Source organism: Pseudomonas sp. (genome assembly GCF_030150285.1).
Lineage (GTDB): Bacteria > Pseudomonadota > Gammaproteobacteria > Pseudomonadales > Pseudomonadaceae > Aquipseudomonas.
Map to the genome: position 1 here is coordinate 21,471 of NZ_JASLGE010000066.1, position 25,580 is coordinate 47,050.

Here is a 25,580-nt window from a genome sequence, read left to right on the forward strand (position 1 = left end):
AAAACGTAGCAATCCGCTAGGCTAGTGGCATCTTGCGAGGAAGCCATCCATGTTTGAATCCGCCGAAATTGGTCATTTCATCGATAAAGAAACCTACGACGCAGAGGCTCCTATCCTGCGTGAAGCCTTGCTGGAGGCTCAATACGAATTGCAGCAGCAGAAGCGGGCCGCCGTCATTGTGCTCATCAACGGCATTGAAGGAGCCGGCAAGGGCGAAACGGTCAAGTTGCTGAGTGAGTGGATGGACCCCCGGCTGATTGAGGTTCGCACCTTCGAACGCCAGACCGACGAAGAGATGGCGCACCCTCCCGCTTGGCGATATTGGCGTCAGTTACCGGCAAAAGGCCGGATGGGCGTGCTCTTCGGCAATTGGTACAGCCAGATGTTACAGGGCCGGGTGCACGGTCTGTTCAAGGACGCGGTGCTGGATCAGGCGATCACGGCCGCTGAACGTCTGGAAAAAATGCTGTGTGACGAAGGCGCGGTGATCGTCAAGTTCTGGTTTCACCTGTCCAAAAAGCAAATGAAAGCCCGCTTGAAGGCGCTTAAGGACGACCCTTTGCACAGTTGGCGCATCAGCCCGCTCGATTGGCAGCAGTCGGAAATCTACGACCGTTTTGTGCGTTTCGGCGAGCGGGTAATTCGGCGTACCAGTCGAGACTACGCGCCGTGGAACATTGTGGAAGGTGTCGACCCGAATTACCGCAGCCTGACCGTGGGGAAAATTTTGCTGGAAAGCCTGCAAGCGGCCCTCGATATCCCCAAGACCAAAAACCGCCCGAGCCATGTGCCTCCGTTGCTGGAGTCTTTGGATGGGTTGACCCTGCTGGACTGTCTGGACCTGACCCGTCGCCTCGAAAAAGATGACTACCAGGAGCAACTGATTACCGAGCAGGCTCGTTTGTCAGGGTTGATGCGGGATAAGCGCATGAGCCGTCATGCGTTGGTGGCCGTTTTTGAAGGCAATGATGCCGCCGGTAAGGGAGGGGCGATTAGACGTGTTGCCGGTGCCCTCGACCCGCGCCAATACCGGATAGTGCCGATTGCAGCGCCTTCAGAAGACGAGCGGGCCCAACCCTACCTGTGGCGCTTTTGGCGACAGATTCCGGCACGGGGGGCGTTTACCATTTTTGACCGTTCGTGGTATGGCCGCGTGTTGGTGGAGCGGGTCGAAGGCTTCTGCACCCAAGCGGACTGGATGCGGGCGTACGGTGAGATCAATGAATTTGAGGAGCAACTGAGTCACGCGGGCGTTGTGGTCGTCAAGTTTTGGCTGGCGATTGACAAAGACACTCAATTGGAACGGTTCCAGGAGCGCGAAACGATTCCGTTCAAACGCTTTAAAATCACCGAAGAAGACTGGCGTAACCGGGAGAAGTGGGATCAGTACCGGGCGGCGGTGTGCGATATGGTTGACCGTACCAGCACCGAAATTTCACCCTGGACCCTGATTGAAGCCAATGACAAGCGCTGGGCGCGGGTCAAAGTGCTGCGCACGATCAACGAGGCGCTTGAAGCCGCCTTCGAAAAAACGGGCAAACATCAGAAAAAATAAACGCTAGCCATACGCTTGCAGGTGAGGCCGGCCCTGGCACCTGCAAGCGGCCTGGGGTCAGCCGTGTTTACCATTGCCCAGCATGTTTTCCGGGCGAACCCAGCGGTCAAACTCCTCATCGGTGACATAGCCCAGTGCCAGTGCCGCCTCGCGCAAGGTCAGGTCTTCGGCGTAGGCTTTCTTGGCGATTTGAGCCGATTTATCGTAGCCAATATGCGGGTTGAGCGCAGTCACGAGCATCAAGCCCCGTTCGAGGTGAGTGGCCATTTGGGTGGCATCGACTTCAAGACCGATGACACAGTGCCTGTGGAAGTTACTGCAGCCGTCACCCAGCAGTTGGATGGACTGCAACACGTTATGCACGATCACCGGCTTGTACACGTTCAGTTGCAGGTGCCCCTGGCTGGCGGCGAAGCCGATGGTCACGTCGTTGCCCATCACTTGGCACGCCAGCATTGAAAGGGCTTCGCACTGGGTCGGGTTGACCTTGCCCGGCATGATCGAACTGCCCGGCTCGTTGGCGGGTAATTTGATTTCAGCCAGCCCGGCCCGTGGGCCTGACCCCAGCAAACGAAAATCGTTGGCCAGTTTCATTAACGTCACGGCCAGGGTTTTCAGGGCACCTGACAGGTTGGTCAGCGGCTCATGCCCGGACAGTGCGGCAAACTTGTTGGGGGCGGTGACAAACGGCAAACCTGACAGCGCGGCCAGTTCGGCGGCAACCGCCTCGGCAAACCCGTGGGGTGCATTCAGGCCGGTGCCCACGGCCGTGCCGCCCTGAGCCAGCTCGTACACCGCCGGCAGCGCCGCATGAATGGCTTTCTCGGCGTAATCCAATTGCGCGATGTACGCCGAGACTTCCTGGCCGAAGGTAATCGGGGTTGCGTCCATCATGTGGGTGCGCCCGGTTTTGATTTGTTTCATGTGCCGTGCCGCTAGCTCGGCCAGGCCGCCGGACAGTTCGGTCAGGGCTGGCAGCAGGTGGGTATGAACCGCCTTGGCCACCGCAATGTGCATGGCGGTGGGAAAGCAGTCATTGGAGCTTTGTGAGCGGTTGACGTGATCATTGGGATGGACCGGGGATTTACCGCCCCGGCCCTTGCCCGCCAGCTCATTGGCGCGCCCGGCGATCACTTCGTTGGCATTCATATTACTTTGGGTGCCGCTACCGGTTTGCCACACGGCCAGCGGGAATTGAGCGTCGTGCTCGCCGTCCAGCACTTCGTCGGCCGCCTGCTCAATCAGGCGGGCGATATCAGGTGGGATATCGCCATTACGGTCATTGACCCTGGCGGCGGCTTTTTTGATCAGCACCAGTGCGTGCAAGACCGCCAACGGCATTTTTTCGTTGCCGATGGCAAAGTTGATCAGCGAGCGCTGTGTCTGAGCCCCCCAATAGGCCTCGTCCGGCACATTCACTTCACCCAGGCTGTCGGTTTCGATACGGCTCATCAGGCGGTTGCTCCTCAATGTTTAATCCAAGAGCTTAGGTGCTGATTCGCCCCGGGGGTTCAATCTTTGGGTTTAAAGGTGTTTTGTCCGGTTGATGAGAACGGCTATCACGCTCGGGGTTGAGTGACACACTTTGTTAGGCGCAGAATGGTTGCCCTTGGGGTTCGACCTCGCTTGCTAGATAAAGGAAACTCGATGACTCGTTTTCGCGCCCTCTGTACTGCAGCTGTTCTGGTCTGTGCCAGCGGCCAGGTGTTTGCCGATGCAGCCAGCCACGCCGCCAGTGCTGAAACGTTCCTGAAGCTGGCACATGCCGACAAGCTGGGCACCCCGGTGTACATGCAGGTACAGCAAATGTTTGCCCAGCGCTTTGAGCAGACCAAGGCACCGGCTTCCAAAAAGGCCTTGCTGGAAACCTATCAGGCCAAGGCCAATACCGCTCTGGACCAGGCCATTGGCTGGAACAAGCTGAAGCCGGACATGGTCAAGCTGTACACCACCAACTTCACTGAATCCGAACTCAAGGACCTGGTTGCTTTCTACCAGTCGCCGCTGGGCAAAAAGGTTCTGGAAAAAATGCCGCAACTGACTCAGCAATCTGCCCAAATGACCCAGGCCAAGCTGGAGAGCGCAGTACCTGTCGTCAACAAGTTGCTGGCTGACATGACCGCCGAGCTGGAGCCTGCGGCCCCGGCCAAGAAGAAGTAAGCGGAGCCTGAATGAGCATGCAACACCGTATTGAAACGACGCTAAGTGCGTTGCAACCCGAGCACCTGACCGTGCTGGATGAAAGCCATATGCACAGTCGCGGGTTGCAGACCCACTTCAAGGCCGTGGTCGTCAGCGAGCAGTTTGCCGGGCTTAACAGCGTCAAGCGCCATCAGAAGGTTTACGCCGTGCTGGGTGAACTGATGGGTGAGTTCCATGCGTTGGCGCTGCACACGTACACGCCTGAAGAATGGGCGAAAATCGGTACCGCACCGGCCTCACCGGTGTGTGCCGGCGGTGGGCACTGACCGGGTGTTTTGCTAGAATCCGCAGCGCGCCGCTTTGTCGGCGCGTTTTTTTTAGCATCCGGTTCACCCTTTGCGAGGGTAGCCACCTGGAGAAATACGCGATGACCGCGCCTATTGTTGTTGCTGCACTGTATAAATTTGTCACCCTGCAAGATTACGTCGAATTGCGCGAGCCGTTGCTCAAGGCCATGGTCGATAACGGCATCAAAGGCACTCTGCTGATTGCCGAAGAAGGGATCAACGGTACCGTCTCGGGGAGCCGTGAAGGCATTGACGGGCTGATTGCCTGGCTCAAGAGCGACCCGCGCATGGTCGATATCGACCACAAGGAATCTTACTGTGACGACCAGCCGTTCTATCGGACCAAGGTCAAGCTGAAGAAAGAAATCGTGACACTCGGCGTTGAAGGCGTAGACCCGAACAAGAAAGTCGGGACCTACGTCGACCCCGAGAACTGGAACGCGCTGATCAGTGATCCAGAAGTATTGTTGATCGACACACGCAACGACTATGAAGTCTCGATCGGTACCTTTGAAGGGGCTATCGACCCGAAGACCACCAGTTTTCGCGAATTTCCCGACTACATCAAAGCCCATTTCGACCCGGCCAAGCACAAGAAAATCGCCATGTTCTGCACGGGCGGCATTCGCTGTGAAAAAGCCTCGAGCTACATGCTGAGCGAAGGCTACGAAGAGGTTTACCACCTCAAGGGCGGAATTCTGAAGTACCTCGAAGAGGTGCCGCAGGAAGAGACCAAGTGGCAAGGCGATTGCTTCGTGTTCGATAACCGCGTCACAGTGCGGCACGACCTGAGCGAGGGTGAGTACGATCAGTGCCACGCCTGTCGTACACCGATCAGCACAGCCGACCGCGAGTCCGAGCATTATCAGCCGGGCGTCAGTTGCCCGCACTGCTGGGACACGCTGAGCGAGAAAACTCGCCGCAGCGCTATCGACCGGCAAAAGCAGATTGACCTGGCCAAGGCCCGCAATCAGCCGCACCCGATTGGCCACAATTACCGTAAACCTGCCGAGGCTTGATCATGTCTACGCGTCTGATTTATGTCATGGACCCTATGTGCTCGTGGTGTTGGGGCTTTGCTCCTGTCGCCCAGGCGCTGGTAGATCAGGCGCGCGCGGCAGGGGTTGAGACCCATTTGGTGGTCGGCGGTTTGCGCACGGGTAGCGTGGCGGCGCTTGATCCTGGCACTCGACGCTACATCCTGGACCATTGGCAAGCGGTGGCCGAAGCAACGGGCCAGCCATTTACCCATGAAGGGGCCTTGCCTCACGGTTTTGTGTATGACTGCGAGCCCGCGTGCCGGGCCGTGGTAGCGGCGCGCAGCTTGACCCCGGAGGGTGCCTGGGCGTTGCTTAAACTGATTCAGCACGCTTTTTATGTAGAAGGGCGTGATGTCACTCAGGCCGGTGTACTGGTGGCGTTGGCCGAAGCGGCCGGGGTAGGGCGTAGCGAGTTCGCGGCGGCTTTTGACAGTGCCGAACAACAGGGTGCCACAGCAGCTGACTTTGCCTGGGTCCAGGGTTTGGGGGTCGCCGGGTTCCCCACCTTGTTGGCCGAGCGCGATGGCCAGTTGGCCTTGTTGACCAACGGTTATCAGCCCCTCCCAGCGTTGTCGGATTTACTGAGCCGCTGGCTTGAACGCGCCACGCGTGCGTGATTCGAGCGAAGGCTTGTCGACACCTTCCACCACGGACCGCCTGAGCTGGGCCTACATACGCGGCCTGGCTTTTCGTCATAAAAAGGCTTTATGGGCTGCCAACGGCGTGGCGTTGTTGACCACGCTGTGCAGTGTCCCCATCCCTTTATTGTTGCCGCTGCTGGTGGATGAGGTGTTGTTGGGCCATGGCGGGGCCGCGCTCAACGTGATGAATCACTGGCTGCCCGTTGCCTGGCAGAGCGCGCCGGGTTACATCGGCCTGATGCTGTTTGTGACGTTTTTGCTGCGCGGTGGCGCGCTGCTGTTTAACGTCTTGCAGGCTCGCCTGTTCTCGCGGTTGTCCAAAGACATCGTTTTTCGCATCCGCCTGCGCTTGCTTGAGCGACTGAAACGAATCTCTCTGGCGGAATACGAGAGCCTGGGCAGCGGCACAGTGACCACGCACCTGGTGACCGACCTCGATACGCTCGACAAGTTTGTGGGTGAAACGCTCAGCCGATTCCTCATCGCCATGCTGACGTTGGTGGGGACTTCAGCGATTCTGTTGTGGATGCATTGGCAGTTGGCGTTGCTCATTCTGTTGTTCAACCCCATGGTGATTTACGCCACGGTTCTGTTGGGCAAACGGGTCAAACACCTCAAGAAACTCGAAAACGACAGCACGGGGCGCTTTACTCAGGCGCTGACCGAAACCCTGGATGCCATCCAGGAAGTGCGTGCCGGCAATCGCCAGGGGTTTTTCCTGGGCCGCCTGGAGCAGCGCGCGCGGGAAGTCCGCGATTTTGCGGTGGCATCGCAATGGAAGAGTGACGCTTCCAGCCGTGCCAGCGGCCTGTTGTTTCAGTTCGGTATTGATATTTTCCGTGCAGCAGCGATGTTGACGGTGTTGTTCTCTGACCTGTCGATCGGGCAGATGCTCGCCGTGTTCAGCTACCTGTGGTTCATGATTGGGCCTGTCGAGCAGTTGCTGAACTTGCAGTACGCCTTTTACGCCGCAGGCGGAGCCATCACCCGGATCAATCAATTGTTGGCGCGCAACGACGAGCCGGATTATCCCGCGCAGGTGAATCCCTTTGCGGGGCGCCGCACGGTTGATATCGAGGTGCGGGAGTTGAGCTTCAGTTATGGCGACGAAAAAGTGTTGGATCGCCTTAACCTGAGCATTGCGGCGGGTGAGAAAGTTGCCATCGTGGGTACCAGTGGCGGCGGCAAAAGTACGCTGGTGCAACTGTTGCTGGGGCTCTATACGCCGCAGTCAGGCAGTATTTACTTTGCGGGCGTCAGCCAGCCGCAGATTGGCTTGCCGACCATTCGCGAGCATGTCTCGGTGGTGCTGCAACACCCGGCACTGTTCAACGACACGGTAAGGGCTAACCTGACGCTGGGCCGTGAGCGTACAGACGAGGCCTGTTGGCAGGCCCTGGAAATTGCGCAACTGGAGGGCACGATCAAGATGCTGCCTCAAGGGCTGGACAGCATCGTTGGGCGTTCCGGTGTGCGCTTGTCGGGCGGGCAGCGCCAACGGCTGGCGATTGCCAGAATGGTGTTGGCTGATCCCAGGGTGGTTATTCTGGACGAGGCGACCAGTGCCCTGGATGCCGCCACCGAATACAACCTGCATCACGCTTTGGGAAAATTCTTGAGTGGTCGCACGACTTTAATCATTGCCCATCGCTTGTCTGCGGTAAAACAGGCAGACCGCGTGTTGGTGTTTGATGGTGGGCGCATTGCTGAACAGGGCGATCACCAGCAGTTGATCGCAGAAGGCGGGCTCTATGCCAGGCTGTACGGGCATTTACAGCAAACCTGAGCGGATTGGCGATCCCTGGCGGTAGGTTTTATGCCGTAGGCAGGCGCTCGTGGTGCTTCTGGTTGTCGGAAATTAGCCTAGGCTGTGCTGAGGTGAGGCGACATCTCTGGCTTCATTTTCGCGGCTCAAGCAAAGGGCATCCATGAAGCACAAACGATCCCTGGAAACGCTCCGTTTATTAGGCATTGTCTGGCCGTTTATTGCCGTTGTGTTGTTTCAGGCGATATTGGCAGGCGTGAGCCTGTATACGCTCTCCGCGGTGAGGGCTTATGTCGCGGGTGAGAGCTTGTGGAGCAAAGGGCAGAAAGATGCCATTTATTTCCTCAGCCTCTACGCCGACAGCCGCGATCCGGTGATTTTCGAGAAATACCGGCAGGCCATTCGTGTGCCTGAAGGTGCCAGCCGGCTTCGCATCGCTCTGGACCAGACGCCACCCGATTTGATCGAGGCGCGTGAAGGCATTCTGCAAGGCGGCAACAGCCCGCAAGACGTGTCGAGCCTTATCTGGTTCTACCGTCATTTTAATGACTTCAGTTACTTGAGCACGGCCATTGAGAAATGGGCAGTGGGCGACACCTACCTGGCACAACTTGACCACCTGGCTGAGCAAATGCATGAAGTTATTGCGGCCAACAGTGCCAGTGAGGCGGATATCAACGGATGGAAGGCGCAAATTTTCGCCATCAACGAAGGTGTTACGCCAGCGGCCAAAGCGTTCAGTGATGCCTTGGGGGAGGGCTCACGTTTTATTTGGAGGCTCCTGGCGGTCATTAACATTGCCACTGCACTGGGGCTTATTGGTCTGGCGCTGATACGCACTCAGAAAGTACTGGCCCAGCGCCGTGTGTTTGCCGAAGCGCTGGAGTTTGAGAAGGAGCGTGCACAAATTACGTTGGCTTCCATTGGTGATGCCGTCATCAGCACCGACGTGAATGGTTTGATTGAGTATTTGAATCCCGCCGCCGAGCAGATGACGCAATGGACGTTCGAAGAGGCTCAAGGTGTTCCGTTGGCCGCCTTGTTCCGATTGCTGGATGAACACGCTCAAAATGATAGTTTCAGGCTGATTGACCACGTGCTCAGTGGCGAGTTTGGCAATAGCCAAGAACTGCCCAGAATGATCCGGCGCATGGATGGCAGCACAGTCTCGGTCACGCTGGTGGGGGCACCGATTATGAGTGCCGGCGTAGTCAGCGGTGCTGTATTGGTGCTGCATGACATGACGCAGGAGCGCCAGTTCATCGCCAATCTGTCTTGGCAAGCGACGCATGATGCGCTGACCGGGTTGGCCAACCGTCGCGAGTTTGAATACCGCTTGGAGCTTGTGTTGCAAAACCTCATGCGCCAACAGGGCCGTCATGCGGTGATGTTGCTCGATCTGGATCAGTTCAAAGTGGTGAATGACACGTGTGGTCATGCAGCCGGAGATGAATTGCTGCGCCATATCTGTGCGTTGCTGCAGTCCGGTTTGCGTGAGGGGGATACCTTGGCGCGGCTCGGGGGGGATGAGTTCGGCGTCTTGCTGGAGAATTGCCCACCCGACATGGCAGAAAAAATTGCCGACGGCCTACGTCAAACCGTCCAAAGCCTGCATTTTGCCTGGAAGGGGCGCCCGTTCCTGAATACGATCAGTATCGGCTTGGTGCACATCCATCAGGCTCCTGTCACGGTGGAAGCCTGTTTGCGCGGGGCGGACCTGGCGTGTTACATGGCCAAGGAAAAAGGGCGCAACCGGGTGCAGGTCTATCATGCGGATGATTCGGAACTGTCCTTGCGTTTCGGTGAAATGGCATGGGTGCAGCGCTTGCATGTGGCGCTCGAAGAAAACCGCTTCTGCTTGTACTCCCAGGAGATCGCCCCGCTGGTGGGGGAGTCAGACGACAGGCACATCGAGATTTTGCTAAGGCTGCAAGACGAAAACGGTCGTTTGATCTACCCGGACAGTTTTATCCCGGCGGCGGAGCGTTATGGCCTGATGACATCGATTGACCGCTGGGTGGTCGAGAACGTATTCAAGCTTATTTCGCAATGTCCACCGCCCGTTCCGGGGCAGGTTATGGCCATGTGCGCCATCAACTTGTCAGGCAAGACCATTGGTGACGAAGAATTCCTGTCGTTTCTTTACGAGCAGTTCGAGTGCTATGGGGTGGCCCCTGAGCGTATCTGTTTTGAAATTACCGAAACCAGCGCCATTTCCAACCTGGGCAGCGCCATTCGTTTTATCAATGAGCTAAAAGGGCTGGGCTGTCACTTCTCGCTGGATGATTTTTGTGCAGGAATGTCTTCGTTTGCTTACCTGAAGCATTTGCCTGTCGATTTTTTAAAAATTGACGGCAGCTTCGTCAGGGACATGTTGGATGACCCGATCAACCGGGCGATGGTCGAGGTGATTAACCATATCGGCCACGTGATGGGTAAGCGCACCATCGCTGAGTTTGTTGAAACCCCCGGCATTGAGCAGGCCTTGATTGAAATCGGCGTGGATTATGCGCAAGGGTACACCGTTGAGCGGCCGCACGTTTTTAACGGTGACAGCCTGTGGGCCCGGCGCAAGCGCCCCCGGCCTTCGGGAGGGAAGTTGCCGGGGGCTTTGGGTTGACAGGCGCGGTTATTGTGCGTTGAACGCCTGGCCGTTGATTCCGGCGCTGTCCGGGCCCATCAGGTACAGGTAAACCGGCATGATGGCGTGAGGCTGCGGGTTGTTCTCCGGGTTTTCGCCCGGATAAGCCAAGGCGCGCATGCTGGTGCGGGTTGCGCCCGGGTTGACACTGTTGGCCCGCACCGAAGCGATACCGTCAACCTCGTCGGCCAGGGTTTGCATCAAGCCTTCGGTAGCGAATTTGGACACGCCATAAGCCCCCCAGTAGGCCCGGCCTTTGCGGCCGACACTGCTGGAGGTGAAGATCACCGAGGCATCCGCAGACAGCTTTAGCAGTGGGAGCAGGGTGCTGGTAAGCATAAACATCGCGTTGACGTTCACCTGCATCACCCGCATGAAGTTCTCGCCACTGAGTTGCTCCAGAGGGGTGCGCGGGCCAATGATCGAGGCGTTATGCAGCAGGCCGTCAAGGTGGCCGAATTCGTTTTCAATCATCGCCGCCAGCTCATCATATTGATGCGGCTGGGCGGTTTCGAGGTTGAAAGGGATCACCGCCGGCTGTGGGTGCCCGCAGGCTTCTATCTCGTCATAGACCTGGCTCAGGTTGGCTTCAGTTTTACCCAGCAGCAGGACGGTGGCACCGTGTGCTGCATACGTTTTAGCAGCGGCAGCGCCGATGCCGCGACCTGCACCGGTGACAAGAATCACCCGGCCCTTGAGCAGGTCGGGACGGGCGGAGTAATCGAACATAAAAAGCCTCAGCAGAAATCAGAAAGCATTCGCGCTAGGTGCCGGTCAGCAACTGCACATCGCGTTATCCAGGACCTTGCGCAGTTCTGATGGGTGGTCGACCACCACATCAGCTCCCCAGTGATCGGGGTTATCGTTCGGGTGGATATAGCCGAAACGCACTGCCGCGGTTTTCGTTCCTGCGTCACGCCCGGACTCGATATCGCGCAAATCGTCGCCCACAAACAAGACGCTGGCCGGATCGAGGCCGAGCATCTTGCACGCCAGAATCATTGGCTCGGGGTCGGGCTTGCTTCGGGTCACGTGGTCCGGGCAGATCAGCAGTGCTGAGCGTTCGGCCAGCCCCAGTCGTTCCATGATCGGCTGGGCAAAGCGCAAGGGTTTGTTGGTCACCACCCCCCACACCAAGTGTGCCTTTTCGATGTCATTCAACAGCTCGGCCATGCCGTCGAATAGCTTGGTGTGCACAGCGCAATCGTGTTGGTAACGCTCCAGAAATTCCAGGCGCAGCTCCTCAAAGCCTGGTGCTTCTGGGTCCATGCTGAAGGTCGCGGCAACCATGGCGCGGGCACCACCGGAAATTTCATCGCGGATCAGTTTGTCGGCAACCGGTGGCAGGCCGCGCTCGGTACGCATGGCCTGGCAGATGGCGATAAAGTCTGGAGCGGTGTCGAGCAGGGTGCCGTCCATGTCAAAAAGAACTGCTCTTAAACGCATGTGTTACTCCTCGCGAAGGGTCTGGATCATGTAGTTGACGTCAACATCGGCCGCCAGCTTGTAATGCTTGGTCAGCGGGTTGTACGTCAGGCCAATGATGTCCTTGACGCTCAGGCCCGCCTGGCGGCTCCAGGCACCCAGTTCGGACGGGCGAATGAACTTCTTGAAGTCGTGGGTCCCGCGCGGGATCAGCTTCATGATGTATTCGGCCCCGATGATCGCAAACAGGTAGGACTTGGGGTTGCGGTTGATGGTCGAGAAGAACACCTGGCCACCGGGTTTGACCATGCGAAAGCAAGCGCGGATTACAGAAGCCGGGTCGGGTACGTGCTCGAGCATTTCAAGGCAGGTCACTACGTCGAATTGCTCGGGCATTTCAATGGCGAGGTCTTCGGCTGTGATTTGGCGATACTCAACATTCACGCCGGACTCCAGTTGATGCAACTGGGCCACGGCCAGCGGAGCCTCGCCCATGTCTATGCCCATTACGGTTGCGCCGCGTTGTGCCATCGATTCGCTAAGAATGCCGCCGCCGCAGCCCACATCGAGCACTTTTTTGCCTGCCAGTTGTACCCGTTCGTCAATCCAGTTGACGCGCAGCGGGTTGATATCGTGCAGCGGCTTGAACTCGCTTTCGCGATCCCACCAGCGATGGGCGAGCGCTTCGAATTTGGCAATCTCGGCGTGGTCAACGTTGCTCATGGGTAAATCCTCTAAAACTGAAAAATCTCGCTCATACTGCAGGCTATTGCCCGCAGTCTCTGAATCAATGCGTGTGGCCGCTGATACGCTGGCCCCAGGCCTTGGCGGTGGCACCTAGCTGTTGTTCGTCCAGCCGGGTCAAGCGCCGGTCGTCGACCAGGTGCTTGCCACCGACCCACAGGTGCTGCACGCAATCGCGGCCCGTGGCGTAGATTAACTGTGACACGGGATCGTACACCGGTTGCTGAGCCAGGCCACTTAAGTCAAAAGCCACCATGTCGGCGGCCTTGCCGACTTCGATTGAGCCGATTTCGCTTTCCAGGCCCAGGGCGCGAGCGCCGTTCAGGGTGGCCATGCGCAGCGCGCGGTGGGCGTCCAGTGCCGTGGCCGAACCGGCAACTGCCTTGGCCAGCAAGGCGGCAGTCCGTGTTTCACCCAGCAAATCAAGGTCATTATTGCTGGCAGCACCATCAGTGCCAACCGCGACATTGACGCCAGCCTGCCATAACCGCTCTACCGGGCAAAAGCCACTGGCCAGTTTCAAGTTGGATTCGGGGCAGTGAATGACGCTGGTGTTGCTTTCTACCAGCATTGCAAGGTCATCATCGCTGATCTGGGTCATGTGAACGGCCTGGAAGCGCGGGCCGAGCAAACCGAGGCGGGCGAGGCGGGCGACCGGGCGCTCGCCCCGTTGCTCGACGGCCTGGTGAACTTCGAACGCGGTTTCATGCACGTGCATCTGTACCGCGGCGTCGAGTTCGTCGGCCAACAGTCGGACTTTCTCGAGGTTTTCGTCACCCACGGTGTAAGGCGCGTGAGGGCCGAATGCGATGTTGATCCGCGGGTGGTGTTTAAGGTCGCTGAACAGTTCGACGGCCTGGCGCAAAGCTTCATCGGCCGAGTTGGCCCCGGGAATGGGGAAGTCGAGAATCGGAATGGCGATTTGCGCGCGGATGCCGCTTTCATGCACCCGGTCGCAGGCGACCTTGGGGAAGAAGTACATGTCGCTGAAGCAGGTGATACCGCCCTTGAGCTGTTCTGCGATCGCCAGGTCAGTGCCGTCGCGCACGAACGCTTCGTCAACCCATTTACCCTCGGCAGGCCAGATGTGCTCTTCCAGCCAGGTCATCAAGGGCAGGTCATCGGCCATGCCGCGGAACAGCGTCATGGCCGCATGGCCGTGGGCGTTGATCAGGCCCGGGCTGAGCAGCATGTCAGGTAGCTCACGCGTTTCGCGGGCGGTGAGTTTCAAGGCTTCGTGGCGCGGCCCGATAAACACGATACGCCCGTCGCGGACCCCGACACCATGTTCCTTGAGGACAACGCCGGCGGGCTCCACAGGTACCAGCCAAGTGGGCAGCAACAGCAAGTCGAGGGGCAGGGCGTGGGTCGGCATCGAAAACGGCTTCCAGTGCATGTTAAAAAGGAGGCGAAGTATACCCGAGCGTCTTACAGGTGGGCTCGCTATAATCGGCGGCTTTGTTTCTGGATGATGGGGAAAAGCATGCGCGATCGATTGTTGGCGGCAGAAAAGGTTAAGGCCATCGATTGGCGGGGCGATGCCCTGTATCTGCTGGATCAGCGCAGTTTGCCCTTTGATGAACATTGGCTGCCCTACACCAGTGCCGACGGCGTGGCGCAAGCCATTCGTGACATGGTTGTGCGTGGCGCACCGGCGATTGGCATTGCTGCGGCTTATGGTGTGGTGCTGGCGGCGCGCTTGCGAATGGCGGCGGGCAGTGATTGGCGGGGCGCGCTGGAGGCAGATTTTACCGTGCTCGCCAACTCGCGGCCGACCGCCGTGAACCTGTTCTGGGCACTCAACCGTATGCGTGATCGCCTTGACCGCGTTCAACACAGTGCTGACGCGTTGCAGCTTCTCGAGGCCGAGGCGGTGGCGATTCATGAAAGTGACCGCGAAGCCAATCTGACCATGGCGCAATTGGGCGTTGACCTGATTCGTCGTTATCAAGGCAATGCACAAGCGGTATTGACCCATTGCAATACCGGGGCCCTGGCTACGGGCGGCTTCGGTACGGCCTTGGGGGTGATTCGCGGGGCTTTTTTGGAAGGCATGATTGAGCAGGTCTATGCCGATGAGACGCGCCCCTGGCTGCAGGGCTCGCGGCTGACCGCGTGGGAATTGGCCAACGAAGGCATTCCGATTGTACTGAATGCGGATTCTGCGGCCGCTCACATCATGAAAACCAAGGGCGTGACCTGGGTGATCGTGGGCGCTGACCGGATTACCGCCAATGGCGACGTGGCGAATAAAATCGGTACCTATCAACTGGCCGTCAACGCGATGCACCACGGTGTGCGTTTTATGGTGGTTGCACCCAGCTCAACCATTGATATGGAGCTGGCCAGCGGAGACGACATTCCTATCGAAGAGCGTGAAGGCAGCGAGCTGCTGGACGTGGGCGGTAAGCGTGTCGGGGCCGATGTGAAGGCGTTCAATCCAGTGTTTGACGTGACGCCGGCGGATCTCATTGACGTGATCGTGACGGAGAAAGGGATTGTTGAACGCCCGGATGCGGCCAAAATGGCCCAGCTAATGTGTCGCAAACGATTGCACTAGGGCCACGGTAAGCGGCCAGTTATAGGCACCAACCATGACGCCGGGGCACCGGGGCTCCTTAAACGTGTTCTGCGCTGCAAACTTGCAGCCTGTCACTTGAAGCTTGTAGCTGCGAAGCACGCCAATTGTGGTAACATCCGGCGGTTTCCAGGGTGTCCCCTAGGGGGTGCCCTTACTGCGCAAATCCGTGGCATAACTCGTTGATTTGTCGTAAGTCACTGCATGGCACGTGGTCAGCAGCGACGAGCTTCGTTCGCCCCGAGTGGCGTGACGGAGTTTCACCCGAAAAAGGAATCAGGCTTCTCATGGGCGAACTGGCCAAAGAAATCCTCCCGGTCAATATCGAAGACGAGCTGAAACAGTCCTACCTCGACTACGCAATGAGCGTCATTGTCGGGCGGGCACTGCCTGATGCGCGCGATGGCTTGAAGCCCGTGCACCGGCGTGTGCTGTTTGCAATGAGCGAACTGAACAACGACTGGAACAAGCCGTACAAGAAATCTGCCCGTGTGGTCGGTGACGTTATCGGTAAGTATCACCCCCATGGTGATACTGCGGTGTACGACACTATCGTTCGAATGGCACAGCCATTCTCCCTGCGCTACCTGCTGGTAGACGGTCAGGGCAACTTCGGTTCGGTTGACGGCGACAACGCCGCCGCCATGCGATACACCGAAGTGCGCATGACCAAGTTGGCCCATGAGCTTCTGGCCGACTTGCACAAAGAAACCGTGGATTGGGTGCCGAACTACGACGGCACAGAAATGATCCCTGCGGTCATGCCGACGCGCATTCCGAACTTGCTGGTCAACGGCTCAAGCGGTATCGCTGTGGGCATGGCCACCAACATTCCGCCGCACAACCTGGGCGAAGTCATTGATGGCTGCCTGGCGCTGATCGACAACCCTGAGCTGAGCATCGATGAATTGATGCAGTTCATTCCAGGGCCGGACTTCCCGACGGCAGCGATTATCAACGGTCGTGCTGGCATCATTGAGGCTTACCGTACCGGTCGTGGCCGTATTTACATGCGCGCCCGCTCGATGATCGAAGACATCGACAAGGTTGGTGGCCGTCAACAGATTGTCATCACCGAACTCCCTTACCAGCTGAACAAGGCGCGCTTGATCGAAAAGATCGCTGAGCTGGTAAAAGAGAAGAAGCTCGAAGGCATCACCGAGCTGCGTGACGAGTCCGACAAGGACGGCATGCGGGTTGTAATTGAATTGCGTCGTGGCGAAGTGCCAGAGGTGATTCTCAACAACCTGTACGCTCAAACTCAGCTGCAAGCGGTGTTCGGTATTAACATCGTTGCCCTGATCGACGGTCGTCCCCGCATCCTGAACCTCAAGGATCTGCTGGAAGCATTTGTTCGTCACCGCCGCGAAGTGGTGACGCGCCGCACGGTGTTCGAGTTGCGCAAAGCCCGCGAACGCGGCCACATCCTTGAAGGCCAGGCGGTTGCCCTGTCCAACATTGACCCGGTTATCGCGTTGATCAAGGCCTCGCCTACGCCGTCGGAAGCCAAGGAAGCGCTGATCAGCACGCCTTGGGAGTCCACCGCGGTCGTGGCCATGGTTGAGCGCGCCGGTGCAGACTCGTGCCGCCCTGAGAACCTGGACCCGCAATACGGTCTGCGTGACGGCAAGTACTTCCTGTCGCCAGAGCAGGCTCAGGCCATTCTCGAATTGCGCCTGCACCGCCTGACCGGTTTGGAGCACGAGAAGCTGCTGGCGGAGTATCAAGAGATCCTCAACCAGATTGGCGAGCTGATCCGTATCCTCAACAGCGCAGTGCGCTTGATGGAAGTGATCCGTGAAGAGCTGGAAGTCATTCGCGCGGAATATGGCGACGTGCGCCGCACCGAAATTCTGGATCATCGCCTCGACCTGACACTGGGTGACATGATCCCGGAAGAAGAGCGCGTCGTGACCATTTCCCACGGTGGCTATGCCAAGACTCAGCCATTGGCTGCGTATCAGGCGCAGCGTCGTGGCGGTAAAGGCAAGTCGGCGACGGGTGTGAAGGATGAGGACTACATTGCTCACCTGCTGGTTGCCAATAGCCATACCACGTTGTTGCTGTTCTCCAGCAAAGGCAAGGTGTACTGGCTCAAGACCTACGAAATTCCGGAAGCATCCCGCGCCGCTCGCGGACGCCCGCTGGTGAACCTGTTGCCGCTGGATGAGGGTGAATACATCACCACCATGTTGCCGGTAGAAGAGTACACCGAAGGTCACTTCATCTTTATGGCCACTGCCAACGGCACGGTGAAGAAGACGCCGCTGGAGTCCTTCAGCCGTCAGCGCAGCGTCGGTTTGATTGCACTGGAACTGGATGAAGGCGACGTTCTGATCAGCGCCGCGATCACCGATGGCGAGCGTGAAGTCATGCTGTTCTCCGATGGCGGCAAGGTCACTCGCTTCAAAGAGTCAGACGTACGTGCCATGGGGCGTACTGCCCGTGGTGTGCGTGGTATGCGCCTGCCAGAAGGTCAGAAGCTGATTTCGATGCTGATCCCTGAAGAAGGCAGTCAGATCCTTACCGCTTCGGCGCGGGGTTATGGCAAGCGCACGGCGATTGGCGAGTTCCCTGAATACAAGCGTGGTGGTCAGGGCGTTATTGCCATGGTCAGCAACGAGCGTAACGGCCGTCTGGTCGGTGCTGTTCAGGTCCAGGATGGCGAGGAAATCATGCTGATTTCCGATCAGGGTACCCTGGTGCGTACTCGAGTCGACGAAGTGTCGAGCCTGGGGCGCAACACGCAGGGGGTTACCTTGATCAAGCTGGCCAGTGATGAAACGCTGGTTGGGCTGGAACGTGTTCAGGAGCCGTCTGAAGTCGAGGGCGATGAGCTTGATGGCGAGGCCGAAGGTCGGGAAGAGCTGAGCGACGACGTCATCGGCGATGACATCGACGCAGAGCAACCCCTGGAAGCTGACGCTGACGAAGAACCGCAGGAATAAGCGGGCACACAAGGGGGCGGATGAGAATTCGCCCCCTTGTTGTATCTTCTGTATGAAATACCGACATATCACGCCCCGGGGAAGCGAGCCTGCTCGCGATGACTGACAGTCGGTAATAGTGCTGACTGTTTTATCGCTCTCGCTTGCAATGAGATTCGCTGCCCTGCATCAGGCGTGTGTCGGCTGATAATGTGATTTATTGCGTGACCCACCAAATCAGAGTGAGAGTGGATGTGAGCAAACGAGCCTATAACTTCTGCGCAGGTCCTGCTGCGCTCCCTGAAGCTGTCCTGTTGCGTGCCCAGTCCGAGTTGCTCGACTGGCATGGCAAGGGCCTGTCGGTTATGGAGATGAGCCATCGCAGCGATGAGTTCGTGTCTATTGCGACCAAGGCTGAGCAGGATCTGCGTGACTTGCTGTCTATTCCCTCCAACTACAAAGTCTTGTTTTTGCAAGGCGGCGCGAGCCAGCAATTTGCTCAAATCCCTCTGAATCTGCTGCCTGAAAATGGCAAGGCCGATTACATCGATACCGGTATCTGGTCGCAGAAAGCCATTGAAGAGGCTTCGCGCTTTGGTTCGGTCAATGTGGCAGCGAGCGCCAAGCCCTACGATTACTTCGCGATTCCAGGCCAGAACGAGTGGAACCTGACGAAAAACGCTGCCTATGTTCACTATGCGCCGAACGAAACCATTGGCGGCCTGGAATTTGACTGGATCCCGGAAACGGGCGACGTGCCGCTGGTTGCCGACATGTCCTCAGACATTCTGTCGCGTCCGGTCGATGTTTCCCGCTTCGGTATGATCTATGCCGGTGCGCAGAAAAACATCGGCCCGAGCGGTATCGTGGTCAATATCATTCGTGAAGATCTGCTGGGTCGAGCGCGCTCGATCTGCCCGACAATGCTGGATTACAAAGTGGCGGCCGACAATGGCTCCATGTACAACACGCCGCCAACTTTGGCGTGGTACTTGTCCGGTCTGGTGTTTGAATGGCTGAAAGAGCAGGGCGGCGTTGAAGCGATCGGTAAGCTCAATGAAGTCAAGAAGCGTACCTTGTACGACTTTATCGATGCCAGCGACCTTTACAGCAACCCGATCAACAAGACCGACCGCTCGTGGATGAACGTGCCGTTCCGTCTGGCGGACGACCGTCTCGACAAGCCTTTCCTGGCGGGAGCCGAAGCTCGGGGCCTGCTGAACCTCAAAGGGCATCGCTCGGTGGGCGGTATGCGCGCGTCGATTTATAACGCTGTGGATATCCACGCCGTTAACGCATTGGTTGCCTACATGGCAGAGTTCGAGAAGGAACACGGTTAATGTCCGAGCAAGAACTCAAGGCGTTGCGCCTGCGCATCGACAGCCTGGATGAAAAAGTTCTCGAGCTGATCAGTGAGCGTGCTCGCTGTGCCCAGGAAGTGGCGCGGGTCAAAATGGCGTCGCTGGCTGAGGGCGAGGTGCCAGTTTTTTACCGGCCCGAGCGCGAGGCTCAGGTGCTCAAGCGTGTGATGGAGCGCAACAAGGGGCCACTGGGCAACGAAGAAATGGCGCGTCTGTTTCGTGAAATCATGTCTTCTTGCCTGGCCTTGGAGCAACCGCTCAAAGTGGCTTATCTAGGCCCCGAAGGCACTTTCACCCAGGCCGCTGCCATGAAGCATTTTGGTCATGCCGTGATCAGCAAGCCCATGGCGGCCATTGACGAAGTGTTTCGCGAAGTGGCCGCTGGCGCGGTCAATTTTGGCGTGGTGCCGGTAGAAAACTCCACCGAGGGCGCGGTTAATCACACGCTCGACAGCTTCCTTGAGCACGATATGGTGATCTGCGGTGAAGTTGAACTGCGTATCCATCACCATTTGCTGGTTGGCGAGAACACCAAGACCGACAGCATCAGCCGTATCTACTCGCACGCCCAGTCGCTGGCCCAGTGCCGCAAATGGCTGGATGCGCACTACCCGAATGTGGAGCGTATTGCGGTGTCCAGCAATGCGGAGGCGGCCAAGCGCGTAAAAGGTGAGTGGAATTCGGCTGCTATTGCGGGAGACATGGCTGCTGGCCTTTACGGGTTGACCCGGCTGGCTGAAAAAATCGAGGATCGCCCGGATAACTCCACGCGCTTCTTGATGATTGGCAACCAGGAAGTGCCGCCAACTGGCGACGATAAGACCTCGATTATCGTGTCGATGAGCAACCGCCCGGGTGCACTGCATGAGCTGCTGGTGCCGTTTCATGAAAACGGGATCGATCTCACGCGTATCGAGACGCGTCCTTCGCGTAGCGGTAAGTGGACCTATGTATTCTTTATTGATTTTGCTGGCCATCACCGCGACCCATTGGTCAAAAGTGTACTGGAGCAGATCAGTCAGGAAGCTGTAGCGCTCAAAGTGCTGGGCTCCTACCCAAAAGCAGTCCTTTAAGGCGGTGATACATGAGCGGTGATTTTCTCGCCCTGGCGCAGCCGGGCGTACAACAACTTTCGCCATACGTTCCAGGCAAGCCGGTGGATGAGCTGGCGCGCGAGCTGGGTCTCGCCCCTGAGACCATCGTCAAGCTGGCCAGTAACGAAAACCCACTGGGCGCGAGTCCAAAAGTGCTGGAGGCGATCAACGAGGCGCTGGCTGAACTCACGCGTTACCCTGACGGTAACGGTTTTGCACTCAAAACCCTGCTGGCCGAGCAGTGCGACGTGCAAATTCAGCAAGTCACGCTGGGTAACGGCTCCAACGATATTCTTGAGCTGGTAGCGCGGGCTTACCTGGCACCGGGCTTGAATGCTGTTTTCAGCGAGCATGCGTTCGCGGTCTACCCGATTGTGACTCAGGCGGTGGGTGCTGAAGCGCGCGTGGTGCCGGCCAAGGAATGGGGTCACGATCTGACCGCCATGCTGGAGGCCATCGACAGCAACACCCGCGTGGTCTTTATTGCCAACCCGAACAATCCGACGGGGACCTGGTTCGGTGCCGAAGCACTGAATGAGTTCTTGCAGGATGTGCCTGAGCGTGTGCTGGTGGTGCTGGATGAGGCCTATATAGAGTACGCAGAAGGTGGCGAACTGCCGGATGGCCTTGAGTTCCTGTCGTCGTACCCTAACTTGCTGGTTTCGCGCACATTCTCCAAGGCTTATGGCCTGGCGGCTTTGCGTGTGGGCTATGGGTTGTCGACGGCGGTGGTTGCAGACGTGCTCAATCGTGTACGCCAACCATTCAATGTCAATAGCTTGGCATTGGCTGCGGCCTGCGCTGCGCTTAAAGATCTGGCGTTTCTAGAGCAAAGCCGCCGCTTGAATGAAGCGGGCATGCAGCAGTTGCAGGATGGCTTTAAAGCATTAGGCCTGAGCTGGATTCCTTCCAAAGGCAACTTTATTGCGTTGGATCTTGGCCAGGTCGCTGCGCCCGTGTATCAAGGCTTGCTGCGTGAAGGCGTGATTGTACGCCCGGTGGCCAACTACGGCATGCCGAACCATTTGCGTATCACGATTGGTCTGCCAACGGAAAACACCCGTTTGCTTGAGGCGCTGGCCAAGGTTCTTGCTCGTGGCTGATGTTCTGTCGTTGCAATCCGCCGGGCCTGTCATAGGTCGGTTGGTGGTCGTCGGATTGGGCCTTATTGGCGGTTCATTTGCCAAGGGGATGCGCGAAAGCGGTTTGTGTTCAGAGGTGGTAGGTGTTGACCTGAATCCTGCATCGCGCGCCCTGGCTGTTGAATTGGGCGTAGTTGATCGCTGTGAGACGGACCTGGCGTCGGCATGCCGTGATGCCGATGTGATTCAGTTGGCGGTACCGATCCTGGCCATGGAGAAAATGCTTGGTCTGTTGGCCGGCATGGACTTGGGGCGTGCCGTCTTAACCGATGTCGGCAGTGCCAAAGGCAACGTCGTGCGTGCAGCCACTCAGGCTTTTGGTGGTATGCCGGCACGGTTTGTTCCTGGGCATCCCATTGCAGGTTCGGAGCAAAGCGGTGTCGAAGCCTCCAATGCGAGCCTTTTTGAGAGGCATAAAGTCATTTTGACTCCGCTGGCCGAGACGGATCCCGATGCGCTGGCGCTGGTGGACACGCTGTGGCGCGCCCTCGGTGCGGACGTCGAACACATGCAGGTCGAGCGTCATGATGAGGTGTTGGCGGCAACCAGTCACTTGCCTCACCTGTTGGCATTCGGCCTGGTAGATTCTCTGGCCAAGCGCAATGAGAATCTGGATATCTTTCGTTACGCTGCGGGTGGCTTTCGCGATTTCACAAGAATCGCCGGCAGCGACCCAGTGATGTGGCATGACATCTTCCTTGCCAATCGCGAGGCGGTGCTGCGCACGCTGGATACATTTCGCACTGATCTCGACGCCTTGCGCGACGCGGTCGATGCAGGGGACGGGCACCAATTGTTGGGCGTGTTTACGCGCGCCCGGGTTGCTCGCGAGCACTTCGGTAAAATCCTGGCCCGCCGGGCATATGTGGACCCTATGACTTCTAAAGATCTGATTTTCCTGGCAAATCCTGGTGGTCAAGCGACTGGCCGTATTCGTGTACCGGGTGACAAGTCCATTTCTCACCGTTCGATCATGCTCGGCTCGTTGGCTGAAGGTACGACCGAAGTGGAGGGCTTCCTTGAAGGCGAAGACGCACTGGCAACACTGCAAGCCTTTCGAGACATGGGGGTAGTGATTGAAGGGCCGCATCATGGCCGCGTCACGATTCATGGTGTGGGCCTGCAGGGCTTGAAAGCGCCGCCTGGGCCTATTTATCTGGGTAACTCCGGTACGTCGATGCGCTTGTTGTCCGGCCTGCTGGCTGCGCAGAAGTTTGATACCACCTTGACTGGCGACGCCTCGCTGACCAAACGGCCGATGAACCGCGTGGCGAATCCGCTGCGTGAGATGGGGGCGGTGATTGAAACCGCTGCCGAGGGTCGCCCACCGATGACCATTCGGGGTGGTCATAAGCTCAAAGGCATGAATTACCAGTTGCCGATGGCAAGTGCGCAGGTTAAATCGTGCCTGCTGCTGGCCGGTTTGTACGCTGAAGGCAAAACGTCGGTCACCGAGCCTGCTCCAACCCGCGATCATACAGAGCGCATGTTGCGTGGTTTCGGATACCCGGTGACAGTTGAAGGGGCGACAGCTTCTGTTGAGTCCGGCCACAAGTTGACAGCGACGCATATTGAAGTGCCGGGTGACATTTCCTCGTCAGCCTTCTTCCTGGTGGCGGCTTCGATTGCAGAAGGTTCAGATCTGGTACTGGAGCATGTCGGGATCAACCCGACACGTACAGGCGTGATCGACATCCTGCGTTTGATGGGGGCCGATATTACCCTTGAAAATGAGCGAGAGGTCGGTGGCGAGCCGGTAGCGGATCTGCGTGTGCGCGCAGCCAAGCTCAAGGGCATCGAAATACCGGAGGCTTTGGTGCCATTGGCCATTGACGAGTTCCCGGTACTATTTGTTGCCGCCGCAGTTGCGCAGGGACGCACTGTCCTGCGTGGCGCTGAAGAGTTGCGGGTCAAGGAATCGGACCGGATTCAGGTCATGGCAGATGGCTTGCTGGCGCTGGGCGTGAAATGTGAGCCCACGGCAGATGGCATCATCATTGACGGTGGCGAGATCGGTGGCGGTGAGGTTCATGGTCACGGAGATCACCGTATTTCGATGGCCTTCAGCGTGGCAGCGTTGCGTGCAACCGCGCCCATTCGCATTCATGATTGCGCCAACGTGGCTACGTCCTTCCCCAATTTCCTGGCGTTGTGCAAACAAGTCGGCATGCGTGTGGCTGAAGAGGCGCAGTCGTGATCCTGCCCGCGCCCGTTATTACCATTGACGGCCCCAGTGGCTCTGGTAAGGGTACAGTTGCAGGTCTTCTGGCTAAAGCATTGGGCTGGCACTTGCTGGACTCCGGTGCCTTATACCGTTTGCTCGCCCTTGCCGCCAGGGATCATGGTGTAGCGCTGGATAACGAACCGTTGCTGAGCCAATTGGCTGAACACCTGGATGTTCAGTTCGTCGGAGCGACGGACGGTAAGCCGGCGCAAATTATCCTTGAGGGCAGTGATGTCACTCATGATATTCGTAATGAGACCGTAGCAGCGGGCGCATCTGCAGTCGCAGCGCTACCCGCAGTCCGTGAGGCTTTGCTGCTGCGTCAACGTGCTTTTCGGGAGTCGCCCGGCCTTGTTGCAGATGGCCGGGATATGGGAACGGTGGTTTTTCCGGATGCGCCGCTGAAGGTTTTCCTGACCGCAAGCGCCGAGGAGCGGGCCCGCCGCCGTTACTTTCAGTTGAAGGCCAAGGACGATAATGTTAGTCTCCCGCGTCTGCTGGAAGAGATACGTGCACGCGACGAGCGTGACACGCAGCGTGCAATAGCCCCGCTAAAACCGGCGGCTGATGCCATACAGCTTGACTCTACGGAGTTGTCGATCGAGCAGGTGCTTGAACGCATCATGAGTGAAATCGCACTTCGCGATATCACGGGATGACCAAGATCGCATGCAGGAGACCAGAAATAGTCCTGTATGCCTTCTTTTATATGAACGTAACCCACATTGTCTGGAATGTGGCAGATGGGCGTATTCCTTCGCCCTTATTCAACAGGAATTAAAATGAGCGAAAGCTTTGCAGAACTCTTTGAAGAAAGCCTAAAAACCCTGAATCTTCAGGCTGGCTCGATCATCACCGCTATCATCGTTGATATCGATTACCAAGCTGGTTGGGTGACCGTTCACGCTGGTTTGAAGTCTGAAGGCCTCATCCCGCTGGAGCAGTTCCACAACGACGCTGGCGAACTGAACATCAACATCGGTGATGAAGTTCACGTTGCGCTGGACGCGGTCGAAGACGGCTTTGGCGAAACCAAACTGTCCCGTGAAAAAGCCAAGCGCGCTGAATGCTGGATCGTTCTGGAAGCAGCCTTCGCAGCAGAAGAAGTGGTCAAGGGCGTTATCAACGGTAAGGTTAAAGGCGGCTTCACTGTCGACGTTAACGGCATCCGTGCGTTCCTGCCAGGTTCTCTGGTTGACGTTCGTCCAGTGCGCGATACTACGCACCTGGAAGGCAAAGAGCTGGAATTCAAGGTCATCAAGCTTGACCAGAAGCGCAACAACGTTGTTGTTTCGCGTCGCAGCGTACTTGAAGCAGAGAACTCGGCTGAGCGTGAAGCGCTGCTGGAATCCCTGCAAGAAGGTCAGCAAGTTAAAGGTATCGTCAAGAACCTCACTGACTACGGCGCATTCGTTGATCTGGGCGGCGTTGATGGCCTGCTGCACATCACCGACATGGCTTGGAAGCGTATCAAGCATCCTTCCGAAATCGTCAATGTTGGCGACGAGATCGATGTCAAGGTTCTGAAGTACGATCGCGAGCGCAATCGTGTTTCCTTGGGCCTGAAGCAACTGGGCGAAGATCCATGGGTTGCTATCAAAGCCCGTTACCCAGAAAGCACTCGCGTTACCGCTCGTGTAACCAACCTGACCGACTACGGCTGCTTCGCTGAGCTGGAAGAGGGCGTTGAAGGCCTGGTGCACGTTTCGGAAATGGACTGGACCAACAAAAACATCCACCCTTCGAAAGTCGTACAAGTCGGCGACGAAGTGGAAGTTATGGTTCTGGACATCGACGAAGAGCGTCGTCGTATCTCCTTGGGCATCAAGCAGTGCAAATCTAACCCATGGGAAGATTTCTCTGGCCAGTTCAACAAGGGCGATAAAATCTCCGGCACCATCAAGTCGATCACCGATTTCGGTATCTTCATTGGTCTGGACGGCGGCATCGACGG

The 25,580-nt window shown here is 57.7% G+C and carries 20 protein-coding genes; 15 read left to right on the forward strand and 5 right to left on the reverse strand.

Features of this window, described 5'->3' with window-relative positions; translation table 11 throughout:
* Window positions 1-49: 49 nt before the first annotated feature.
* Window positions 50-1,555, forward strand: a complete 1,506-nt coding sequence (gene pap, locus Q1W15_RS14845) for a polyphosphate:AMP phosphotransferase (protein WP_300729814.1) — start codon at window positions 50-52, stop codon at window positions 1,553-1,555.
* Window positions 1,556-1,612: 57 nt separating this feature from the next.
* Here the strand turns inward: pap and Q1W15_RS14850 are convergent, their stop codons facing one another.
* Window positions 1,613-3,007 carry a class II fumarate hydratase gene (locus Q1W15_RS14850; protein ID WP_300729816.1) on the reverse strand — a complete coding sequence of 465 codons (1,395 nt, stop codon included), beginning with the start codon at window positions 3,005-3,007 and terminating at the stop codon, window positions 1,613-1,615.
* Between the two features lie 195 nt (window positions 3,008-3,202).
* Between Q1W15_RS14850 and Q1W15_RS14855 the strand changes: the two genes are divergently transcribed.
* From Q1W15_RS14855 to Q1W15_RS14880, 6 genes are all read left to right on the forward strand, one after another.
* Window positions 3,203-3,715 carry a DUF2059 domain-containing protein gene (locus Q1W15_RS14855; protein ID WP_300729817.1) on the forward strand — a complete coding sequence of 171 codons (513 nt, stop codon included), beginning with the start codon at window positions 3,203-3,205 and terminating at the stop codon, window positions 3,713-3,715.
* 11 nt (window positions 3,716-3,726) lie between these two features.
* Window positions 3,727-4,023, forward strand: a complete 297-nt coding sequence (locus tag Q1W15_RS14860) for a BolA family transcriptional regulator (protein ID WP_300729818.1) — start codon at window positions 3,727-3,729, stop codon at window positions 4,021-4,023.
* 101 nt (window positions 4,024-4,124) lie between these two features.
* The gene (locus Q1W15_RS14865; RefSeq protein WP_300729819.1) at window positions 4,125-5,063 is read left to right on the forward strand and encodes a rhodanese-related sulfurtransferase; all 939 of its coding nucleotides are present in this window, start codon (window positions 4,125-4,127) and stop codon (window positions 5,061-5,063) included.
* A gap of 2 nt (window positions 5,064-5,065) precedes the next feature.
* On the forward strand, window positions 5,066-5,701 hold the full coding sequence (locus tag Q1W15_RS14870; protein WP_300729820.1) for a DsbA family protein: 636 nt from the start codon (window positions 5,066-5,068) through the stop codon (window positions 5,699-5,701).
* A gap of 13 nt (window positions 5,702-5,714) precedes the next feature.
* Entirely contained in the window at window positions 5,715-7,511 is a 1,797-nt protein-coding gene (locus Q1W15_RS14875; protein WP_300729845.1) for an ABC transporter ATP-binding protein, read from the forward strand.
* A 142-nt stretch (window positions 7,512-7,653) separates the two neighbouring features.
* Entirely contained in the window at window positions 7,654-10,110 is a 2,457-nt protein-coding gene (locus Q1W15_RS14880; protein ID WP_300729821.1) for an EAL domain-containing protein, read from the forward strand.
* Between the two features lie 9 nt (window positions 10,111-10,119).
* On the opposite strand, the gene Q1W15_RS14885 is transcribed toward Q1W15_RS14880, so the two are convergent.
* The 4 genes from Q1W15_RS14885 to Q1W15_RS14900 all read right to left on the reverse strand — a co-directional run bounded on the left by Q1W15_RS14885 (window position 10,120) and on the right by Q1W15_RS14900 (window position 13,675).
* Window positions 10,120-10,860: a YciK family oxidoreductase gene (locus Q1W15_RS14885; RefSeq protein ID WP_300729823.1), complete on the reverse strand. Its 741-nt coding sequence runs from the start codon at window positions 10,858-10,860 to the stop codon at window positions 10,120-10,122.
* Between the two features lie 45 nt (window positions 10,861-10,905).
* On the reverse strand, window positions 10,906-11,577 hold the full coding sequence (mupP, locus tag Q1W15_RS14890) for an N-acetylmuramic acid 6-phosphate phosphatase MupP (RefSeq protein ID WP_300729825.1): 672 nt from the start codon (window positions 11,575-11,577) through the stop codon (window positions 10,906-10,908).
* A 3-nt stretch (window positions 11,578-11,580) separates the two neighbouring features.
* On the reverse strand, window positions 11,581-12,279 hold the full coding sequence (gene ubiG, locus Q1W15_RS14895; protein ID WP_300729827.1) for a bifunctional 2-polyprenyl-6-hydroxyphenol methylase/3-demethylubiquinol 3-O-methyltransferase UbiG: 699 nt from the start codon (window positions 12,277-12,279) through the stop codon (window positions 11,581-11,583).
* A gap of 64 nt (window positions 12,280-12,343) precedes the next feature.
* Window positions 12,344-13,675: a TRZ/ATZ family hydrolase gene (locus Q1W15_RS14900; RefSeq protein ID WP_300729828.1), complete on the reverse strand. Its 1,332-nt coding sequence runs from the start codon at window positions 13,673-13,675 to the stop codon at window positions 12,344-12,346.
* A 108-nt stretch (window positions 13,676-13,783) separates the two neighbouring features.
* On the opposite strand from Q1W15_RS14900, the gene mtnA reads away from it, so the two are divergent.
* From mtnA to rpsA, 8 genes are all read left to right on the forward strand, one after another.
* Entirely contained in the window at window positions 13,784-14,860 is a 1,077-nt protein-coding gene (gene mtnA / locus Q1W15_RS14905; RefSeq protein ID WP_300729830.1) for an S-methyl-5-thioribose-1-phosphate isomerase, read from the forward strand.
* A gap of 305 nt (window positions 14,861-15,165) precedes the next feature.
* Window positions 15,166-17,826 (forward strand): DNA gyrase subunit A, encoded by a 2,661-nt coding sequence (gene gyrA, locus Q1W15_RS14910; RefSeq protein ID WP_300729833.1) that lies wholly within the window; start codon window positions 15,166-15,168, stop codon window positions 17,824-17,826.
* A 233-nt stretch (window positions 17,827-18,059) separates the two neighbouring features.
* On the forward strand, window positions 18,060-19,145 hold the full coding sequence (gene serC, locus Q1W15_RS14915) for a 3-phosphoserine/phosphohydroxythreonine transaminase (protein WP_300729835.1): 1,086 nt from the start codon (window positions 18,060-18,062) through the stop codon (window positions 19,143-19,145).
* On the forward strand, window positions 19,145-20,239 hold the full coding sequence (gene pheA / locus Q1W15_RS14920) for a prephenate dehydratase (RefSeq protein WP_048368510.1): 1,095 nt from the start codon (window positions 19,145-19,147) through the stop codon (window positions 20,237-20,239). Before serC ends, pheA begins: the two co-directional genes overlap by 1 nt.
* Before the next feature lie 11 nt (window positions 20,240-20,250).
* Complete coding sequence (gene hisC, locus Q1W15_RS14925; RefSeq protein WP_300729837.1) at window positions 20,251-21,363, forward strand: histidinol-phosphate transaminase; 1,113 nt, start codon at window positions 20,251-20,253, stop codon at window positions 21,361-21,363.
* Window positions 21,356-23,599, forward strand: a complete 2,244-nt coding sequence (locus tag Q1W15_RS14930) for a bifunctional prephenate dehydrogenase/3-phosphoshikimate 1-carboxyvinyltransferase (RefSeq protein ID WP_300729839.1) — start codon at window positions 21,356-21,358, stop codon at window positions 23,597-23,599. Before hisC ends, Q1W15_RS14930 begins: the two co-directional genes overlap by 8 nt.
* Window positions 23,596-24,285 carry a (d)CMP kinase gene (gene cmk / locus Q1W15_RS14935; RefSeq protein ID WP_300729841.1) on the forward strand — a complete coding sequence of 230 codons (690 nt, stop codon included), beginning with the start codon at window positions 23,596-23,598 and terminating at the stop codon, window positions 24,283-24,285. The genes Q1W15_RS14930 and cmk overlap by 4 nt, the downstream gene beginning before the upstream one ends.
* Before the next feature lie 123 nt (window positions 24,286-24,408).
* Window positions 24,409-25,580 (forward strand): 30S ribosomal protein S1 (rpsA, locus tag Q1W15_RS14940; RefSeq protein ID WP_300729843.1); only part of this gene is annotated, 1,172 nt, incomplete at its 3' end.

What these genes read in the sequence shown, in the direction of transcription:
- Q1W15_RS14885 (WP_300729823.1), bottom strand. Translation starts at nt 10,860, where the DNA reads ATGTTCGATTACTCCGCCCGTCCCGACCTGCTCAAGGGCCGGGTGATT.
- Q1W15_RS14855 (WP_300729817.1), top strand. Translation starts at nt 3,203, where the DNA reads ATGACTCGTTTTCGCGCCCTCTGTACTGCAGCTGTTCTGGTCTGTGCC.
- Q1W15_RS14900 (WP_300729828.1), bottom strand. Translation starts at nt 13,675, where the DNA reads ATGCCGACCCACGCCCTGCCCCTCGACTTGCTGTTGCTGCCCACTTGG.
- Q1W15_RS14860 (WP_300729818.1), top strand. Translation starts at nt 3,727, where the DNA reads ATGAGCATGCAACACCGTATTGAAACGACGCTAAGTGCGTTGCAACCC.
- mtnA (WP_300729830.1), top strand. Translation starts at nt 13,784, where the DNA reads ATGCGCGATCGATTGTTGGCGGCAGAAAAGGTTAAGGCCATCGATTGG.
- Q1W15_RS14870 (WP_300729820.1), top strand. Translation starts at nt 5,066, where the DNA reads ATGTCTACGCGTCTGATTTATGTCATGGACCCTATGTGCTCGTGGTGT.
- gyrA (WP_300729833.1), top strand. Translation starts at nt 15,166, where the DNA reads ATGGGCGAACTGGCCAAAGAAATCCTCCCGGTCAATATCGAAGACGAG.
- Q1W15_RS14850 (WP_300729816.1), bottom strand. Translation starts at nt 3,007, where the DNA reads ATGAGCCGTATCGAAACCGACAGCCTGGGTGAAGTGAATGTGCCGGAC.
- Q1W15_RS14865 (WP_300729819.1), top strand. Translation starts at nt 4,125, where the DNA reads ATGACCGCGCCTATTGTTGTTGCTGCACTGTATAAATTTGTCACCCTG.
- hisC (WP_300729837.1), top strand. Translation starts at nt 20,251, where the DNA reads ATGAGCGGTGATTTTCTCGCCCTGGCGCAGCCGGGCGTACAACAACTT.
- mupP (WP_300729825.1), bottom strand. Translation starts at nt 11,577, where the DNA reads ATGCGTTTAAGAGCAGTTCTTTTTGACATGGACGGCACCCTGCTCGAC.
- pheA (WP_048368510.1), top strand. Translation starts at nt 19,145, where the DNA reads ATGTCCGAGCAAGAACTCAAGGCGTTGCGCCTGCGCATCGACAGCCTG.
- Q1W15_RS14880 (WP_300729821.1), top strand. Translation starts at nt 7,654, where the DNA reads ATGAAGCACAAACGATCCCTGGAAACGCTCCGTTTATTAGGCATTGTC.
- pap (WP_300729814.1), top strand. Translation starts at nt 50, where the DNA reads ATGTTTGAATCCGCCGAAATTGGTCATTTCATCGATAAAGAAACCTAC.
- ubiG (WP_300729827.1), bottom strand. Translation starts at nt 12,279, where the DNA reads ATGAGCAACGTTGACCACGCCGAGATTGCCAAATTCGAAGCGCTCGCC.